Origin of the sequence: Pseudomonas sp. BNK-45, from assembly GCF_047456255.1 — a bacterium.
Lineage (GTDB): Bacteria > Pseudomonadota > Gammaproteobacteria > Pseudomonadales > Pseudomonadaceae > Aquipseudomonas.
Genome location: NZ_CP179909.1, coordinates 3,014,841 through 3,034,256 on the forward strand (window position 1 = coordinate 3,014,841; position 19,416 = coordinate 3,034,256).

The 19,416-nt window shown below is 64.2% G+C and carries 8 protein-coding genes; 3 read left to right on the plus strand and 5 right to left on the minus strand.

The genetic code is table 11. The features are described 5' to 3' along the window. Positions 1-14: 14 nt before the first annotated feature. The 3 genes from ACMGG8_RS14080 to ACMGG8_RS14090 are packed head-to-tail and all read left to right on the plus strand — an operon-like array spanning position 15 to position 10,878. Positions 15-311 (plus strand): phosphopantetheine-binding protein, encoded by a 297-nt coding sequence (locus ACMGG8_RS14080; protein ID WP_414159756.1) that lies wholly within the window; start codon positions 15-17, stop codon positions 309-311. Further along, complete coding sequence (locus tag ACMGG8_RS14085; protein ID WP_414159757.1) at positions 311-1,921, plus strand: condensation domain-containing protein; 1,611 nt, start codon at positions 311-313, stop codon at positions 1,919-1,921. The genes ACMGG8_RS14080 and ACMGG8_RS14085 overlap by 1 nt, the downstream gene beginning before the upstream one ends. Further along, complete coding sequence (locus tag ACMGG8_RS14090) at positions 1,873-10,878, plus strand: amino acid adenylation domain-containing protein (RefSeq protein ID WP_414159758.1); 9,006 nt, start codon at positions 1,873-1,875, stop codon at positions 10,876-10,878. Before ACMGG8_RS14085 ends, ACMGG8_RS14090 begins: the two co-directional genes overlap by 49 nt. Positions 10,879-11,543: 665 nt before the next feature. Here ACMGG8_RS14090 and ACMGG8_RS14095 read toward each other — a convergent pair. The 5 genes from ACMGG8_RS14095 to ACMGG8_RS14115 form a co-directional block, all read right to left on the minus strand. Beyond that, positions 11,544-14,021, minus strand: coding sequence for a TonB-dependent siderophore receptor (locus ACMGG8_RS14095; protein ID WP_159426431.1), 2,478 nt, complete (start codon positions 14,019-14,021; stop codon positions 11,544-11,546). 112 nt (positions 14,022-14,133) lie between these two features. Continuing rightward, positions 14,134-15,789, minus strand: coding sequence for a cyclic peptide export ABC transporter (locus ACMGG8_RS14100; RefSeq protein ID WP_060840283.1), 1,656 nt, complete (start codon positions 15,787-15,789; stop codon positions 14,134-14,136). A 324-nt stretch (positions 15,790-16,113) separates the two neighbouring features. Beyond that, positions 16,114-17,133 carry a GNAT family N-acetyltransferase gene (locus ACMGG8_RS14105; protein ID WP_060840282.1) on the minus strand — a complete coding sequence of 340 codons (1,020 nt, stop codon included), beginning with the start codon at positions 17,131-17,133 and terminating at the stop codon, positions 16,114-16,116. Positions 17,134-17,165: 32 nt separating this feature from the next. Continuing rightward, entirely contained in the window at positions 17,166-18,056 is an 891-nt protein-coding gene (locus tag ACMGG8_RS14110) for a formylglycine-generating enzyme family protein (RefSeq protein WP_414159759.1), read from the minus strand. 47 nt (positions 18,057-18,103) lie between these two features. Beyond that, positions 18,104-19,390: an aminotransferase class V-fold PLP-dependent enzyme gene (locus ACMGG8_RS14115; protein ID WP_414159760.1), complete on the minus strand. Its 1,287-nt coding sequence runs from the start codon at positions 19,388-19,390 to the stop codon at positions 18,104-18,106. Between the last annotated feature and the right edge of the window lie 26 nt (positions 19,391-19,416).

Genomic DNA, 19,416 nt, shown 5'->3' on the forward strand with positions numbered 1-19,416 from the left:
AAGGCAGCGCCTATGTGGCGCCGCGCAACGAGCTGGAGGCCACCCTGGCCGCCATCTGGCAAGAGGCGCTGCAACTGGAGCGGGTCGGTGTGCATGACAACTTCTTTGCCCTGGGCGGTCACTCGCTGCTGGCCACGCGCATTCGCTCCAAGGTGCAAAGCGAGCTCAACCTGTCCTTGCCGCTGCGGGTGTTCTTCGAGGGCGAAACGGTGGAGCTGCTGGCCCGACAGGTCGAGCTGCATCGTGATTCCGGGGTGACAGGGGACAAGGTCGATGCCTTGGAAGCCCTGTTTGCGGAGGCCCAGGAGTGATGAATCCGTTACCCGAGCGCATGCTGGCGCTGTCCAAGCGGTTCGCCGCGTTCAGCCCCCAGGAGCGTAGCGCCTTGCAGCGCAAGATGATCGAGCAGGGGCTGTCCCTGGACCTGTTGCCGATCCCTGGGCGCAGCCAGGACCAGACGCTGATGTGCGCGTCCTATGCCCAGCAGCGCCTGTGGTTTCTCTGGCAACTGGAGCCCACCTCCAGCGCCTACAACCAATTGGCGGTGCTGCGCTTGCAGGGCGACCTGCAGGACGCCGATCTGCAACGCAGTATCCAGTACCTGATCGACCGCCATGAGGTGCTGCGCAGCACCTTCAGCCTGCACGGCCAGCAAGTGATGCAGGTGATTCATCCGCAGCGCGAATTCCTCCTGCAACGGCTGGATTACAGCCACCTTGAGGACGCCGGCCCACAGGTGGCCGAACAGGTGACGGAGCAGGGCGAACGCCCCTTCGACCTGGAGCACGACCTGCTGTTGCGGGCGACCCTGATCAAGCTCGGGCCCCAGGAACATGTGCTGCTGTTCTGTACCCATCACATCATCAGTGATGCCTGGTCGCTGCCGATCCTGGTGGGCGAGGTGACCAGCGCCTATGTGCACTGGCGCCAATACCAGCGCGCGCCGGACCTGGCGCCGCTGGCAGTGCAGTACGCCGACTTCGCCGTTTGGCAGCGCCTGTGGCTGGAAGCCGGTGAAGCCGAGCGGCAGTTGCAGTACTGGCGCGAGCGCCTGGGCAGCGAACCCTTGACCCTGGAACTGCCTCTGGACCGGCCGCGCCCGTCGCTGCGCAGTGCCCGGGGCGGGCGCCACGCCATGGTCTTCGATCAGGACCTGGACCGCGGTGTGCGCGAACTGGCCGCGAGTACCGGCTGCACCCTGTTCATGGTGCTGCTGGCGTCCCTGCAGGTGCTGCTGCAGCGCTACAGCGGTGCCCGCAGCATTCGCGTGGGCACGCCGGTGGCCAACCGCACGCGGGCCGAAGTCGAGGGGCTGATCGGCTTCTTCGTCAACACCCAGGTGCTGCAGGCCGAGATCGACCCGCAGCAGTCATTCAGTGCGTTGCTGGCCCAGGTCAAGACCCGGGTGCTGGAGGCCCAGGCGCATCAGGACTTGCCGTTCGAGCAACTGGTCGATGCCCTGCAGCCTGAGCGCAGCTTGAACCAGAGCCCCTTGTTCCAGGTGCTCTACAACCACCTGGCGGGGGACAACGAAGGCGCGCGGGTGGAGATTCCCGGGCTGAAGATCGAGGCCCTGGCCAGCGACAGCGAATCCGTGCGCTTCGACCTGACCTTCAACACCCATGAAGAAGGCGGGCGCCTGCAGGGAGCGCTGGTCTACGCTAGCGACCTGTTCGACCCGCAGACCATCGAGCAGATGGCCCGGCATTGGCACAACCTGTTGCAGGCGGTGGTGCGCGAACCGCAGCGTCGCCTGGGCGAACTGCCGATGCTCGATGCGGCAGAGCGCACGCAGATACTGGAGCAGTGGAACCTCGGCAGCGCCTTTGAGCGTCCCCCCTGTCGGTACCGGCCTGTGTCGAGGCGCATGCAGTGCGCAGCCCCGATGCGCTGGCCGTGGTCTGCGCCGGGCAGCAACTGACGTATCAACAGCTCAATGCGCAGGCCAACCGCCTGGCGCGTCAGTTGCGCGAGTGCGGCGTGGGGCCGGATGTGCTGGTGGGCATTGCCGCGCAACGCTCGATCGAGATGATCGTGGGCCTGCTGGCGGTGCTCAAGGCCGGCGGCGCCTACGTGCCTCTGGACCCCGAATACCCGCAGGAACGCCTCAACGGCATGATCGAGGACAGCGGGATTACCCAGTTGCTGGCCCAACAGCAGCTGATCGGGCGTTTTGCCGATCTGCCCGGGCTCTGTATCGAGCCCCTTGAGGATTCGCCGGCACGCCAGGCCCTGAGTGCCGACAACCTCGAACCCCTGACGGCTCCCGGACACCTGGCGTACGTGATCTTCACGTCCGGCTCAACGGGTCGGGCCAAGGGCGTGACCATCAGCCACGGCGCCCTGGCCAACTACGTGGCGGCCATTCATCAGCGTCTGCCGCTGGCGTCGGCCCGCAGCATGGCGCTGGTGTCCACGCCGGCGGCGGACCTTGGGCACACGGTGCTGTTCGGTGCCCTGTGCGGCGGCCAGGCGCTGCATGTGATCAGCGCCGATCTGGCGGTGGACGGTGCGGGCCTGGGCCAGTACCTGCAACAGCAACAGATCGATGTGCTGAAAATTGTCCCCTCGCACCTGGCGGCGCTGTTGGGTGAGGACAATGGCGCGGTGCTGCCACGTCAGTGCCTGGTGCTGGGTGGCGAAGCCTGCCCGGTGAGCCTGGTTGAGCGCATCCAGCGCCTGGCGCCGCAGTGCCGGATCGTCAACCACTACGGGCCGACCGAAAGCACCGTGGGCGCCCTGACCCAGGCCGTGGAGGGCGACTGGTCCCAGGCTGCGTCGATTCCCCTGGGCCGGCCACTGGCCAATGTCCGCGCCTATGTGCTGGACAGCGAAGGCCAGCCGGCCGCCGTCGGCAGCCTGGGCGAACTGTATCTGGCCGGTGCCGGACTGGCCCGTGATTACCATCGGCGCCCTGAGCTGACCGCTGCCAGCTTCATCCCCGATCCTTTCGACCCGCAGGGCGGCGCCCGCCTGTACCGCACTGGCGATCAGGTGCGCTACCGCCGCGACGGCAGCATCGAGTTCTGCGGGCGCATCGACCAGCAGATCAAGATTCGTGGCTTCCGGGTCGAGCCGGGAGAAATCCAGGCCTGCCTGCACAGTCATCCCTGGGTGCGCGAGTGTGCGGTACTGGCCCTGGATGGACCCCAGGGCAAGCAGTTGGTGGCCTATCTGGTGTGCCAGTCCGGGCTCGACCCGGATCAGTGCAAGGAAGGGCTCAAGCAGCACATGAACGCGCACCTGTCGGCCCATCAGGTGCCCAGCCATCTGCTGTTGCTGCCGGCGCTGCCCCTGAGCCCCAACGGCAAGCTGGATCGCCAGGCTTTGCCGCGCCCTGAGCAGGGCCGTCCGCAGGACCTCTACCGTGCGGCACAGAACCCCGTGCAACAGACACTGGTGGATATCTGGCAGGAGGTCTTGAACCAGCCGCGAATCGGTATCAACGACAACTTCTTCGAACTCGGTGGCGACTCGATCATCGCCATCCAAATGGTCAGCCGCGCACGCCAGGCGGGCTTGCAGATTTCCTCCCGGGACGTGTTCCGCAGCCAGAGCATTCTTGAGCTGGCAGCGGTGGCCAAGCAAGGCACGGCCTTGTTCATCGATCAGGGGCCGGTGCGTGGCCCGATGCCGCTGACGCCGATCCAGCAGGTATTTTTTGCCAGCGACATTCCCCAGCGCCGGCACTGGAACCAGTCGCTGCTGCTGACCCCTCGCGAGCCGTTGCAGGTGCCGCTGCTGGAGCGCGCCCTGAACCAACTGCTGGTGCAGCACGATGCGTTGCGCCTGAGGTACCGACAGCACGCCGGCCTCTGGCAGGCCGAACACCAGGAGCATCCCGAGCCGGTCAGCCTCTGGCGGCAGTGGGTGGCGGATGCCGCAGCTATTCAGGCACTGGGCCAACAGGCCCAGAGCAGTCTCGACCTGGAACAGGGGCCGCTGTTGCGCGCGGTGCTGATGGACCTGGACGATGGCAGCCAGCGTTTGCTGCTGGTCATCCATCACCTGGTGGTGGACGGCGTGTCCTGGCGGATTCTGCTTGAGGATCTGCAAAGCCTTTATCGGCAGTTGGCCGAGGGGGCGGTGCCGGTCCTGCCGTCCAAGACCAGTGCTTTCCAGGATTGGGCCGTGCACCTGCAAGACTGGGCGCAGCGCCTTGGGCACACCGACGAACTGGATTACTGGTGCCGGCAACTGGAGCAGGCGCCTCAGGGCCTGCCCCTGGACTATCCCGCCGGGGCGAACCTGGCGTGCCATGGCACGGCGATCAATGCCCGGCTGCCTCGGGAGCTGACCAGCCAGCTGTTGCAGGAAGTCCCCAAGGCCTATCGCACACAGATCAACGACCTGTTGCTGGCCGCCCTGGCGCGCGTGATCTGCCGTTGGACCGGGCATTCGCAGATGCTGGTGCAGTTGGAAGGTCACGGGCGCGAGGAACTGTTTGCCGATGTCGACCTGTCGCGTTCGGTGGGCTGGTTCACCAGTCTCTATCCGCTGTGCCTGACTCCGGCGCAGCTACTCGCAGATTCGATCAAGGCGGTCAAGGAGGACTTGCGTCGGGTCCCGGCCAATGGCCTGGGTTATGGCGCGTTGCGTTACCTGGGGCCGGACGCGGTCCGCGAACGCCTGCAGGGGCTTGCGCAGCCGAGGATCACCTTCAACTACCTGGGGCAGTTCGACCAGAGCTTCGACTCGCAGTCACTCTTGGCTCCGGCGCCGGAAGCGGCCGGTGACGAACGTCACCACGAGGCGCCACTGAGCAATTGGTTGACGGTCAACAGCCAGGTCTATGGGGGCGAACTGTCCCTGAGCTGGAGCTTCAGCCATCAGTTGTTCAAGCCGCAGACGGTTCAGCGCCTGGCCGATGATTACCTGCTGGAACTGCAGGCGCTGATCGAGCATTGCACCCTGGATACCTCGGCGGGCGTCTCGCCATCGGACTTCCCCCTGGCCGGGTTGAACCAGGCTCAGCTGGATGCGCTGCCGGTGGCCCCACGTACCATCGCCGACTTGTACCCCTTGTCGCCGATGCAGCAGGGCATGCTGTTCCACACCCTCTACGAGCAGGCCAGCGACGATTACGTCAATCAGCTCCGGGTGTCGGTGCAGGGCCTGGACCCGCAGCGTTTCCGCCGGGCCTGGGAAGATGCCCTGCAGGCCCACGACATCCTGCGTACCTCTTTCCACTGGCAAGCGGAGCTGGAGCAACCGGTGCAGATTGTCCAGCGTCAGCTGGTGCTGCCGTTCCGGGTGCTCGACTGGTCGGACGGGCAGGCCAGCGAGCTTGCCCTTGACGCGCTGGCCGGCGAAGAACGCAGCCTGTGTGCGCATTTCGACCGTGCACCGTTGTTGCGTCTGTGCCTGGTGCAGACCACGGCCCAGGACTACCAACTGATCTACACCAACCACCACATCCTGATGGATGGCTGGAGCAGTTCGCAGTTGATGAACGAGGTCCTGCAACGCTACGCCGGGGTGGTGCCGCCACAGGCTCCGGGGCGTTATCGCGACTACATCCAGTGGCTGCAACGCCAGGATCTGAGCGCCTGTGAAAGTTTCTGGCGCGAGCAACTGGGGCGTTTGTCGACCCCGACCCGGCTGGCAGGCAGCATCGCCCTGGAAAACCCGGGCGCGGATGCCGGCCATGGCGAGCTCCACCATGATTGGACCCAGCCGTGGACCGAGCGCCTGGTGGCCTTCGCCCGGCAGCAGAAAATCACCGCCAACACCCTGTTGCAGGCGGCCTGGCTCCTGCTGTTGCAGCGCTATACCGGACAGAGCACCGTGGCCTTTGGCGCGACGGTGGCGGGGCGTCCTTCGGAGCTGCCGGGGATCGAGCAGCAGATCGGTCTGTTCATCAATACCTTGCCGGTGATCGCCACCCCCGATGCGCAGATGAGCGTGGCGCAGTGGCTGCAACAGGTGCAGGCGCACAATCTGCAACTGCGCGAATACGAACATACGCCGCTCAACGATATCCAGCGCTGGGCCGGCAGCAGCGGTGAAGCGCTGTTCGATACCCTGCTGGTCTTCGACAACTACCCGGTGGCCCAGGCCCTGGAGCAGGAGGAGGCTTCCAGCGTGCGCTTCGGTGCCGTGTACAGTCGTGAACGCACCAACTATCCGTTGTCGGTGGCGGTGGCGCTGGAGCAGCGCCTGAGCATCAGCTACGGCTATGCCCGGGAGGCCTTCAGCGCGGCGGTGATCGAGCGCCTCAACGGCCATCTGCTACACCTGCTGGCGCAACTGATTGATAACCCCCAGTTGCAACTGGGCGCCATCGAGCTGCTGACCCCGGCCGAGACGGCGAGCCAATGCATAGCGCCCGTCGCGCCGGGGATCGAGCCGGCGGTACACGAGAGCATCGGTGCCCTCGCACAACGCTGGCCGGAGCGTCAGGCGGTGCTGTTTGCCGGGCAGCGCTTCACTTACGCAGAACTGGACCAGCGAGCCAACCGCCTGGCCCATGAACTGGTAGCCCGCGGGGTCGGCCAGGAGGTCCGGGTCGGCGTGGCATTGCCCCGGGGCGAGGGGCTGCTGGTGGCCTTGCTGGCGGTGCTCAAGGCCGGCGGCGCCTTCGTGCCGCTGGATCTGAGCTACCCAGCCGACCGCCTGGCCTACCTCATGGCGGATTCCGGCATGGCCCTGTTGCTCAGTGACACCGAGTCGTTGCAGCGCCTGCCTTCGGCCGCCGGTCTGGCGGTGCTCGATCTGTCGCGCCTGGAGGTCGGGCAGCATCCGCTGACCGCGCCTGCGGTAACAGTGGCGCCAGAGAGCCTGGCCTATGTGATCTACACCTCGGGTTCCACCGGTCAGCCCAAGGGCGTGACCGTGGCCCATGGTCCGCTGGCGATGCACTGTCGCACCACCGGCGAACGCTATGGCATGACGCCCGAGGACTGTGAACTGCACTTCCTGTCGTTTTCCTTCGACGGCGCTCATGAACGCTGGCTGACCGCCTTTGTCTGCGGCGCCAGCCTGCTGCTGCGTGACGACAGCCTGTGGACCCCGCAGCAGACCTGTGAAGCGATTCGCCGCCATGGCGTGACCATGGCCGGTTTTCCTCCGGCGTACCTGCATCAGTTGGCGGAACATGTGCAGCGGGTCGGCAACCCGCCGCCCATGCGCCTCTACAGCTTTGGCGGCGATGCCATGCCGCAGGCCAGCTTCGAGCTGGTCCAGCAGGTGTTGCGTCCCCAGTACATGATCAACGGTTACGGGCCCACCGAAACCGTGGTCACGCCGCTGGTGTGGAAAACCGCTGCCGGTGAGCCTTGCAAGGCTGCTTATGCGCCCATCGGCCATTGCGTCGGCGAGCGCAGCGCCTATGTCCTGGATGCCGATCTCAATCCCTTGCCAGTGGGGGTCGCCGGAGAGCTGTACATCGGCGGCAATGGCTTGGCGCGAGGTTATCTGCAGCGTTTCGCGCAGACCGCCGAACGCTTTGTTCCCGATCCCTACAGCCCCTTGGGGGGACGTCTGTATCGCACCGGGGATGTGGTGCGCCAGGGCAGTGACGGGGTGTTCGAGTACCTGGGGCGTATCGACAACCAGGTGAAGATCCGTGGCTTCCGCATCGAGCTGGGCGAAATCGAAGCGCGGTTGATGGCCCACGAACAGGTCAGCGAGGCGGTGGTTCTGGCCCAGGACACCGCCCATGGCCGGCGGCTGGTGGCTTATCTGGTGCCGGCCGCGACCGCGCGTGAGGACGAGCAAGACCAGGAAAGGTTGCGTGAAACCCTGCGCCAGACGTTGAAGGCCTGCCTGCCCGACTACATGGTGCCGTCCTATTGGCTGTTTCTCGAACGCTTGCCGCTGTCGCCCAATGGCAAGCTGGATCGCAAGGCGCTGCCCGTGCCGGAAATGGTCCAGGCCAGCCACGCCTATGTGGCGCCGCGCAGCGATCTGGAGAAGCGCCTCGCACAGATCTGGCAGGACGTGCTGAAGCTGGCGCAGGTCGGTCTGACCGACAACTTCTTCGAGCTGGGCGGGGACTCGATCATCTCCCTGCAGTTGGTCAGTCGAGCGCGTCAGGCCTCGATCCGCTTTACCCCCAAGGACCTGTTCGAGCAACAGACCATCGGAGGGCTGGCGGCGGTGGCGCAGTGCGGGGTGCAGGACGACATCGACCAGGGACCGGTGAGCGGCGACATGCCGCTGCTGCCGATCCAGCGTCTGTTCTTTGCCGAGCCGATTCCCCAGCGGCACCATTTCAATCAGTCGGTGCTGCTGATTCCGGCCACGCCCTTGAACCCGCTGGCCCTGAAGCAGGGCTTGCGAGCCTTGCTTGAACATCACGACGGATTGCGTCTGCAGTTCCAGCAGGGGAGCGCAGGCTGGAGTGCCAGCCATGGTCCGCTGGATCAGTCCGGGCCCGGTCCGGACCTGTTGTGGCAGGCCGAAGCCGCCAACGCCGCCGAGCTGGAGCAGCTCTGCGAGAAGGTCCAGTGCAGTCTCGACCTGCAGCGCGGGCCTTTGTTGCGGGCGCTGTTGGTGACCCTGGCGGACTCCACTCAGCGCTTGTTGCTGGTGGCCCATCACCTGGTGGTGGATGGCGTGTCCTGGCGCCTGTTGTTCGAGGACCTGCAAAGCGCCTACACCCAGGCGCTGGCCGGGCAAGCGCTGCAGTTGCCTGCCAAGAGCAGTTCTTATCAGGCCTTTGGCCGACGCCTGCAAGCCTATGCCCATGGGCCCGAGGCCCGGGCCGAACTGGCCTACTGGCGCGCGCAACTTGCGGGCGCACAGGCATCGTTGCCTGGGGTCGAACCTGGCACCCAGGCCTTGAGCCGTGACGCTGGCAGCGTGCAGGTCCAGCTCGATGCCGCGACCACCCAACGCTTGCTGCAACGCGCTCCAGCCGCCTACCGGACCCAGGTCAACGACCTGTTGCTGGCGGCCCTGGCCCAGGTCATGGGGCAGTGGACCGGACAGCCTTCGACCCTGATCCAGCTGGAAGGCCACGGGCGTGAGCAACTCTTCGAGGACCTGGACCTGAGCCGCACCGTGGGCTGGTTCACCTCGGTGTTCCCGGTGCGCCTGAGCGCCGGGGATAGCGCCGAGTCTTCGATCAAGCGGATCAAGGAACAGCTGCGGGCCATTCCCAACAAGGGGATCGGCTACGGTGCCCTGCGTTACCTGGGGGATACCGCCAGTCGCGAGGCGTTGCAGGGGCTTGCCCAGCCTCGGGTCACCTTCAACTACCTGGGGCAGTTCGACGGCAGTTTCGATGATCCTCAGGCGCTATTCATTCCGGCGCCCGAGGCCCATGGCGCGGATGCCAGCATCGATGCGCCCCTGGGCAACTGGCTGTCCATCAGCGGCAAGGTGTACGACGGCCAGTTGCGCCTGGACTGGAGCTTCAGTCAGCGCATGTTCGACAGTGCGCAGATCGAGTCTTTGGCCCAGGACTATGTCCAGGCGCTGCAGGCACTGGTGGAGCATTGCTGCCAGGCCCGCGGCGGCGTTACGCCATCGGACTTCCCGCTGGCGCGGCTGACCCAGGAACAGCTCGACGCCCTGACGCTGGTGCCGGCGCAGATCGAGGACATCTACCCATTGGCGCCGATGCAGCAGGCCTTGTTGCAGTATGAGTTGCAGGACCATGAGGCGGGGGATTTCGTCAACCAGATGTGCATGGATGTGCAAGGCGTCGACCCGCAGCGACTGCGTCAGGCCTGGCAGCAGGCCATGGATACCCATGAGATCCTGCGCAGCCGTTTTGTCTGGGGCGGGTCCCTGGTGCAGCCGCTGCAGGTGGTCCACAAGCAGGTCGAGGTGCCGTTCCAGGAGCTCGACGGCACTGTGTTGAGTAGCGCTGCGCTGGAGCGTCTGGCCCTGGCTGACCGGCTCAAGGGCTTCGACCTGTCCCAGGCGCCGTTGCTGCGTCTGCAGGCGATCAAGCTGGGGGAGGGACGCTACCGGCTGATCTGTACCAACCATCACATCCTGTTGGACGGCTGGAGCGGGTTCCAGTTGTTCAACGATGTGTTGGCGGCCTACACCGGGCAGGCCATCAGTCACCGACCGGCTGGCTACCATGACTACATTGCCTGGCTGCAGGCCCGTGACCAGCAGGCCGACGAACGCTTCTGGCGTGAACAGCTCAAGCCACTGAAGGTGCCGACCTTGCTCAGTGCCTGCGCGATGGCCCAGGGCGATCGGCAGCGGGGTGGGCATCGTCAGCATTACTTCGAGTTCGACGAGGCCCAGACCGAGCAACTGACCCGTTTCGCCCGGCAGCAGAAGATCACCGCCAACACCCTGGTGCAGGCGGCCTGGCTGTTGCTCCTGCATGTGCATTGCGGTCAGTCGACGGTGGCCTGCGGCGCCACCATCGCCGGACGCCCGCCACAGCTCAAGGGCATCGAGCAGCAGTTGGGGCTGTACATCAACGATGTGCCGCTGGTGGCCAGTATCGAGCCAGAGCAGAGCGTGGGTGACTGGCTGCAGGCGCTGCAAGGACGCAACCTGCTGATGCGTGAGCATGGCTACAGTGCCTTGAGCGATATCGAACGCTGGGCCGGGTTGCCGGGCGGGGAGTTGAGCGACACGGTGATCGTGTTCGAGAACTATCCGGTCAGTGCGGCGTCGGCGGGTGGGGATGTCGGTGATTTGCGTCTGGAGAGCATGCACAGCTTCGAGCAGACCAGTTCGGCGTTGACTTTGTATGTCGAGCTCAAGGGGCAGTTGCAGTTCCACTATGACCATCGTCTCAATGCCTTCAGCGAGGCGGCGGTAGAGGCGCTGAATCTGCAGTTGGTGCAGATGCTCTGGCTGTTGGCCGATGGTTCGGCGGTGCGGTCGCTGGCGCAGGTGTTGGCGTTGGCGCAGCAGGGCGGGACGCCGGTTAGGCGGGAGGTGCTGTTAGGGGTTTAGGTATCGTTGATTGGTGTGATGGGCGGGAGGACAGGTGACTGTTCTCCCGTTTTTTTTGGATGGGGGAAATCTGGTGGTGGTTGGGCTTTTGCGGCGTGGGTTGGAGTACAGCTCCATTGCTGCGGGGCTGGCCGCTGGCGGTTGGGAGGGGGCATATCCATTGCTGCGGGTGCGGCGGATGGAGGTTTCGCCCTTACGGCGAGTCACTTTGGGGCCCCAAAGTAACCAAAGGGCTTTGCCCCTCCACTCGGTGCCTCGCATAGCGAGGCATGCCCGAACTCCGGCATTGATCCGTGGGCCGCCGCCACCGGCCATCCCTGGCCGGGTGGCGGCTAACCCGGCATCCCTGCCGGGTTACCCACGGCTCAATGCCTGCGTTCGGCCATCGTGGTTAACGGGGCGTTCAGATCAAGATCAAAATCAAGAGCCAGACGGCGGCCTTGCGGCCGGCCTGAAGCTGAACGCGCGCACTCATTCCCCCTGAAGCTGGCTTGCCAACAAGGCTTTGGCTCGGGCGCTGTATGGCTTGCGGGCCTCTTCGCCGGAGCGCAAATCCAATGGCAATGCCGAAGACTGGGGGCGAAACGTCGGGTCGATGCTGGCGCCTCGGGCAAAAAAATCCCCGCCCCGGTGACCGGGGCAGGGAGGGGTTCAACTAGGGGGAATCAGAAGCTGTATTTGACGTTGAACATGACGTTGCGCGGGTCGCCGTAGTAGATCGAGTTGTAGGTGCCGATACCGCTGTAGTAGTTGCGGTCGAAGACGTTGTTCAGGTTGACCGTGGCCTTGAGGTTCTGGTTGAAGTCGTAGCTGCTCATCAGGCCCACCACGGCGTAGCTGGCACGGGTGAATTTGTGGCTGGGCAGTTGGTTGTAGGCGGCATCGACGAAGCTGTTGTCGACGAAGGAGGTCGAGCTCTGCCATTGCATGTTGCCGCCTACGGTGACTTTGTTCAGTTCGCCAGGCAGGCGATAGGTGGTGGCTACCTTGAACAAGTGCTGTGGCTGGGTGGTGGCCACGCGCTTGTTCTTGGCGTCGTAGGACTCCTGGTAGACGTAGCCGGCGTTGACGTTCCAGTCCGGCAGTACTTCACCGGCCATTTCCAGTTCGACGCCGTTGGTGGTGGCGCCCTTGATCGCGCGCATGGCCTCGAAGCCGTCAACGCCCATGACGCCTGTATTCTCGCCCAGGTTGTCCTGCTTGAGCTGGAACAGCGCCAGGCTGGCGTTCAGGCGACGGTCGAAGTATTCACCCTTGACCCCCACTTCGTAGCTCTGACCAGTGAGCGGCTCCAGGGACTTGCCGCTGACGTCCAGGCTGTAGGGCTGCGGTTTGAAGATGTCGGTGTAGCTGGCGTAGACCGTGTGGTAGTCGTCCAGGTCATAGGTGATGCCGGCATAGGGAATGACTTCCCCGGAGTTGGTGGTGGAGATGCTCGGCAGTTGGCGCAGGGCGTTGACCCGATCGATCTGCCAGTCGTAGTCGGTGACCCGGGCACCGAGTATGAAGTTCAGGGCATCGGTGGGCTTGAGGATCACCGCTGCGTAGGAGACTTTCTGGGTGCTCTTGATGTCGAAGGTCGACCACCAGGCCCAGTCGGTCGGGTAGGGCATGCTGTTGTTCCAGTTCAGCACGTCGTCGATGACTCCAGTGGTGGTGCCGTCGATACGCTTGGAGCGGGTGGTGGCGTGGGAATAGTTGTAGCCCAGCACCAGTTCGTGGGTGCGCCCAAACAGCGCGAACGGACCCTTGGCGTAGGCATCGAAGGATTTCTCGTCGCTGTTGGAGCCGAAGTTGGCCACGCCGCCCGGCGGCAGGTAGCCATAGTCCTGGCTGTTGTCGAGATTGACGTGCTCGCTGGACATGCCGGCGATGATTTCCCGCGAGGTGTACTTGCGCGTATTGACTGTCGCCTTGAAGGTCCAGTCGTTGTCGAACTGGTGATCTAGGCCGACAAAGGCGTGCTGGGTTTCCTGGTTGCGGTAGGCGAACTTGTCCGCCGGGTTGGTGGAACGGGAGAACTTGATCCGATTACCGTTCTTGTAGAACACCGGCAAACTGGTGTTGGTCGTGGCGTCGTTGTTGTTCTTCTGGTAGTCGTAGCCGACGCTGAGGGTGGTGGAATCGCTCAGGTCGCCTTCGAGAATGCCGTAGAAGACGTTCTGTTCACCTTTCTGGTAGTCGATGAAGCTGTTGCGCTTGCCGGTGCCGGCCACCATCCGTCCGCGTATCGCACCGCCTTCCACCAGCGGGCCGGAAACGTCCACTTCGCTGGTGTAGCGGTCCCAGGAACCGGCGCCGGCGGCGACGTGGCCCTGGAATTCCCGGGTGGGGCGCTTGCGCACCATGTTGATCACCCCGGACGGATAGCCGATGCCGTTGACCAGGCCGGTAGCGCCCTTGAGCACTTCGATACGGTCGTAGATCAGGGTGTTGCCGATGCTGTAGTTGTCGCGGATGTTGCCGCCGTCGGTGCCCAGGCTGGGAATGCCGTCGTACTGGAAGTTCTGGATTTCAAAGCCCCGCGAGTAATACACGTAGCCTTCGGAGCTCTCGCGGTTGACCGTGATCCCGGGGGTCTGCTGCATGACGTGCGCCAGTTCGGTCAACCCTTGGTCATCCATCTGCTGGCGGGTGATGACGCTCACCGACTGCGGCGTTTCACGCAGCGACAGGTCCATGCGCGTGGCCGAGTTGCTTTGCCCGGTGGTGTAGGAACCGGTCCCCTCAGTGGTGCTCCCCAGCCCCTGAGTGGAAATGTTCATGGTCCCCAGCTCCACAGCCCCACTGCTTTGCACCAGGGTCACGGTGTTGCCTTGGCGCTGATAACTCACCCCGGTCCCGCGCAGCAGTTGCGACAGGGCCTGGTCGGGCTGCAAGGCGCCCTTGATCGCCGTGCTGCGCTTGCCCTGGACGCTGTCCTGGTTGTAGAGCACTTGCAGGTCGGCTTGCTGGCCGAATGTCTGCAAGGCGCTGCCCAGGGACTGTGCAGGAATATCGAAATTGGCTTGCTGGGCTTGTACCTGGGCGGCACAGGGCAGCGCCAATACGGCCCCAAGCAGATAGGGACGCAAGCTCGGCCGCAGCGCATGGCGCATGAGCAGGGCTTTCTTCAGGGGGGTGAGTCCAAGAGGTGCTGGCATGTTCATTTGCTCTTATTAAGCGGCAATGGGAATTCGTTTTAAATGTGAATGTTTCTCAAACTTGTTATGAGACGTTCGACTTCCCGAAAACCGGAAAGCCGATACGAAAAAATCAGGCCGGTTCGAGTTCGCAACTGACCTTGCCCGCTTCCATGCGCACCAACTGGTCGGCAATGTCGAAATAGCGATCGTCGTGGGAGATGACGATGATGGTCTTGCCCAGGCGTTTGAGGTCCGGCAGCAGCTCGGTGTAGAAAATCCGCCGGAAGGTCGGGTCCTGGTCGGCGGCCCATTCGTCGAACACCAGCACCGGGCGTTCCTCGATCCAGGCGTTGACCAGCGCCAGTCGCTTGCGTTGTCCGGTGGACAGATCGGTGGTGGTGAAGGCCCCGTCGCGGATGCTCACCTTGTGCCCGATCTCCAGGCGGCGCAGATACTGTTCGGCCTCTTCGGGCAGTTGTTCGCCACCCTGGACCAGGTCATCGAACAGGTAGTAGTCGGCAAAGATGGTGGTGAACAGTTGTCGATAGTCGTCGCGGGTCTCGGCGGTGACAGGGCGGCCGTTGAGGCGGATCTCGCCTTCCTGGGGTCGGTACAGGCCCAGTAGCAGCTTGATCAGGGTGGTCTTGCCGCAGCCGTTCTCGCCAACGATGAAGACGATGTCGCCCTGCTTGATCCGCAGGTTCACCGGGCCCAGGGCAAAGGGCGCGCTGCCTTCGACGGCCGGGAAGGCGTAGCGCACATCGTGCAGTTCCAGGCTGTGCACGGTCTGGGGTTGGCTTGCGGTTTCACTGAGCAGCAGGTGCGGTTCGGGGGAGGAGAAGCGCTCGGACAGTTCGGCGATACGGCGGAAGGCCACCTGGGCGCGGCTGACAATCGGCAGGTTGCCGATCAGCAATTCCAGGGGGCCCTTCATGTACAGCAGCACCAGGACGAAGCCGCTCATCACTGCGCGGTCGTTGTTGGGCCAGAAGGACTGCAGGGCCAGGGCCAGGCCGATGACCACGAAAAACAGCATGGAGCCGAAGGTCTTGGCGACGATGAAAATGTTCACCGACTCGATCTGTTTGTTGCAGATGTGCTCGGCGCTGTGCTTGATCCGCTGGTTGAACATGCGGTTGCGGCGCGGCCGGTGGATGCGCAGTTCCTTGGCGCCGTCGGCAATGGCGTTGTAGTGCTTTTGCAGGTTGTCCTCTTCATCCCGGGCGTCCATGAAGCCCTTGATGCCCTTGGTTTGCGCAACAAACTGCACGCTGCAACCAATCACGATGGCCACCAGCATCAGCAGGAACATCGGCCATGAGAGCAGGGCCAGGTAACCCAGGCAGCCCAGGGTCACGGTCAGGGAAATGGCCAGTGGCGCAAAGGCGAAGGCGAAGTCGCTGATGGTGTCGATGTCGTGGGTCAGTACCGGGATCAGGCGATGGCTGCGATAGCGTTCGATCTGCTCGATGGGCGCGCTGAGGACTTTTTCCCCCAGGTCTTTGCGCAGCTTGCTGATGATGTGCTGGCCGACGTAGTTGCTGCCGATGTCCGACAGTATCGAACACAGCAGCGCCAGCAGGCACAGCCCGGCGAAGGTCAGGACCACGCCGCGACTGAGGCCGTCGGCGCCGTTCAGGGCCTGGTTGATGGTCGCCAGCAGGACGGTGATGCTCAGGCCGCCGATGATGCCCAGCACGATCGAGACGGCCACGGTGGGCCAGAAAGGTTTGAGCAGGCCCAGCAGGTCACGGATGGCGCTGCGGCTACGCGGAGGGCTGTTCATGATGACTCCTGGTTCAAGCACGGATAAGGGCGGGTGAGAGGCGGTTTGCGTTGGGGCATGGGGGCCGGGGTGCAGCCGTCGGGTTCATCTGGTGCGCTTCCTCTGAAATGGATCGACATACGGGCAAGGGTCCGGGGTGCACAGCGCGACGCGGCGTGCAGTGCGCTGCAATGCCGGGCTTGAGGAGGCTGTCGCGTTCGGGACGGGGCTTGACTCAAGACCGTTGCAGAGAAGACGAAGTGGCACTGGGGGGATTTAGCGCAGGCCCGGCGTCGCGCCGTGCGCCGGTCGCTGCCGGGAGGCTGCAGCGACCGCTGGATCAGCTCAAAGTGGCCGATCGAAGAAGAACTCGCGTTCCAGGCGCAGCAGAGCGGCTTTCTTGTGGGCCAGTTGGATGTCCTTCAAGTGACCGAAGCCCTGGGACTTGAGGAAGTCGATCTGCCGGTCATGGTCGATGCGCGGTTCGCCAAGGATGCGCTGGGTACGTGGATCATCCAGGAACATGTAGTGCATCAGCGAATTGAACCAGCCCTTGAGCTTGCCGATGCCCTGGTGCTTGTTCTCGCCCACCACCACGTGCCAGCCGCGGTCGTGGTCCTGCACGTCGTAGTAGGGGGCGATGCGGTCTTCCTTGCACCAGTAGACTTCGAAGTAGGCGAAGGGCTCGTCGTCGTAGCAGCCGATCAGCGGATGGACCCGCGGGTCGGCGAGCATGTCTTGCAGATAGGCGGCGTGCTCGTCGAGGCTGCCGGCCTGCTCCCAGAAGAACGCCACCTGTTCCAGGTTCATCCAGCGATTGAAGGCTTGCAGGTCACGGTCCGGATCGATGGTGCGCAGGCTGAACTCGGTGTTGAGCCCCGGCAGACGACGGCGGTACACCTCGCCCTGGGGCAGTGGCGGGCGTTGCGGGTGACGTTTCTCGCCGCTGAACTGGTAGAAGGGCGCGGTGTGGGCGCTGGCCGGAGCGCTGAGCCAGGGCAGCGGGTGCTGCCAGAAGGTACTGCGTCGGCACTGTAGCTCCACTTGGTGGGCATCGACGGCGAGCAAGGTGTCAAAGACCCCCTGGCGGATGGCTGACACGGCAAAGTCGCGGCTGGCACGCAGGCGAACCCGCACCTGGGCGGACTTTTTCTTGTAGCAGAAATGCCCGCCCAACAAGGCCAGCAGCGCGCTGGCCGGGTAGTTGGGGGCAATCTCGCCGGCGATCTCGATCAGTTCGCCATCGCTGCGAAAGGTCAGTGCCGCGAAGCCCTCGGTGTGCAGGCTGCCCTGGTTCTCTTCGGCGTCATGCACGCTGGCGGTGGAACCGTCGCTCAGCGACAGGGTGAACAAAGCTGCTTTCATGGTGTGTCTCCGTCAGTCGATGAGGGGAAGGGTCAAAGGTCGCGGGCAACCCGGAACCCCAGCCAGTCACCACGATCGGTGGGGTAGATGTTGTTGCGGTTGCCTGAGCGGGAAAAAATCGGCGCTTCGGTCCAGTCGTTGCCGCGCATCTGCAGGACGCTGCAGTTGGGCTCGGTCCAGGCGCTACCGTCGGTGGGGGCGCCGACATAGCTGTCATGCCAGCAGTCGGGGGTGAACTCGTAGACATTGCCGTGCATGTCGTAGACGCCAAAGGCGTTAGGGGGGAAGGAGCCGGCGGGCGAAGTGAAGCTGAAGCCGTCTTCCGGGCCGTAGGTGTTGGCGTGCTTGGCAATGCTGTATTCCTTGCCCTCGTCGAAAGGGAAGGGGAAGGGGCCGGTGCTGCCGGCGCGGGCCGCGTATTCGCGCATGGCTTCGCTGACGATGTAGTAGTGCTGGCCGGTGCGCTTGGACAGCCAGGCGGTGTAGGCCTGGGCTTCGTTGAAGTCCATGCACACCGCCGGTTGGCGCGGGCCGACTGGGTAGCGGGGTTTGCCGGCCTTGCATTCGCGACCGGGGCGCGTGTCGCCGTCGGGCATCTGGTAGCCGGTTTCCTTCAGGTAGGTGGCCCATTCGCCGGCCAGGACCTGGAAGCGTCCGATGGCGAATGACTTGGCGAAGGTCACTTCATGCATCGGACCTTCGTCCTCCTGGCGGCCGACCTCGTCAGCGGGGGTACCCATGGTGAAGGTGCCGGCGGGTAGCACCACCATTTCCGGACAGTCCTTGCAGTCCTTGAACACCTTGCCCGGCTGGGGCGAGGCGGCGGCCTGGGCGGCGGTCGGCAGCAACAGGCTCAGCAGCAAGGCCAGGGAGAGGCTGGCCAGGGGCGGGCGGAGGGCGGTGCTCAGTGAATGCTGTTTCATCATGACTCTCTTTTTAAAAGTGACGCAGGGCGCAAGGAGGAGCGGTTTCAGACCTTTTTGCGCAGCAGGTCCATGAAGCGATCGATCTGTTGTTCGTCGTTGAGCAGGCCAGGCGCGGTACGGATCACCGGACCGACGTCCCGTTCCACGGCGTCGACCACCACCCGATTGGCCATCAGGTAGGCGGCGAACTGGTCGCAGTCCTGATTCTTGATCCGGAAGAAGGTGAAGCCCGCTGACAGCTCGGGGCTCAGGGGGGTGACCAGCTCCACTTGGGGCAGCTCCTGCAGACGTTGCTTGAGGTAGCTGTTGAGGGCGTGGATGCGCGCCTGGACCTGGGCCTTGCCCAGTTGCAAGTGCAGCTTGAAGGCTTCATCCAGGGCCCAGCGGTGTTCAAAGGCGTGGTAGCCGCCGGGGGTCATGCTGGTAGCGAAATTGTTGTCCTCGGAAAAGGTCGGCACGCTGGGGGTAACGTCCTTGAGCTCTTCGGAGCGGGCGCAGATGATCCCGGTGCCGCGAGGGCCGAACATCCACTTGTGAGTGCCGGAAATGAAGTAGTCGCAGTGCATGTCGGGGAAGTCCAGGTTGTCCACGCCAAACCCGTGGACCCCATCCACCACATAGATGATTCGGTCTTTGTCGTCGCGGTTGCGGTTGAACTCATCCACCAACTGGCCGATCTCGCCGATCGGCAGCTTCACGCCACTGCCCGACTGCACCCAGGTCATGCCCAGGACTCGGGTATTGGGGCGGATGCTGCGCTTGATCGAGCCCAGGATTTCATCCTTGGACACCCGGTGCGGGTCCTTGAACAGGCTGATCTTGCGCACCTGGGTGCCTTGTTTGGCCACGCGGAAATTCAGGCTGTATTCGGTGGCGTAGTGTTCGTGGACCGTGGTCAGGATCTCTTGATCGGGCCTCACGTGAAGGCCGCCGTAAATCATCGCCAAGCCTTCGCTGGTGCTGCCGGTGAGGGCGATCTGGCCGGGCTTGGCTTGCAGGTAGCGGCCCGCCCATCGACGCACCTCGGCCTCGCGTTTCCAGGGTTCCTGCAGGTCCCAGTCCATGGCCAGCCCCGGGTTGCGGTCGATATTGGCGCGATGCCGTTCGATGGCTTCACGCACGGGCCTTGGGTGCGAGGTCACCAGGAAGTTGGAAAAGTGAATGGAGTCCGGGTCCTGGTCGAACAGCAGGCGCAGTTGCGCCCATGGGTCCTTGGGCGCAGGGGACGGGGCGCTAGTGCTGGTGCCGGACGCGGCCAGGGCGCCGGCGCCCAGAGGCAGGCCGGCGGCGAGGATGCCGGCCTGTTTGAGAAATGTACGGCGATCGGTCATGAGCTCATTTCACTGGTTGGCAAAAG

Coding starts and splice junctions, on each gene's coding strand:
- ACMGG8_RS14095 (WP_159426431.1), bottom strand. CDS start 14,021: ATGCCAGCACCTCTTGGACTCACCCCCCTGAAGAAAGCCCTGCTCATG.
- ACMGG8_RS14115 (WP_414159760.1), bottom strand. CDS start 19,390: ATGACCGATCGCCGTACATTTCTCAAACAGGCCGGCATCCTCGCCGCC.
- ACMGG8_RS14105 (WP_060840282.1), bottom strand. CDS start 17,133: ATGAAAGCAGCTTTGTTCACCCTGTCGCTGAGCGACGGTTCCACCGCC.
- ACMGG8_RS14085 (WP_414159757.1), top strand. CDS start 311: ATGAATCCGTTACCCGAGCGCATGCTGGCGCTGTCCAAGCGGTTCGCC.
- ACMGG8_RS14110 (WP_414159759.1), bottom strand. CDS start 18,056: ATGAAACAGCATTCACTGAGCACCGCCCTCCGCCCGCCCCTGGCCAGC.
- ACMGG8_RS14100 (WP_060840283.1), bottom strand. CDS start 15,789: ATGAACAGCCCTCCGCGTAGCCGCAGCGCCATCCGTGACCTGCTGGGC.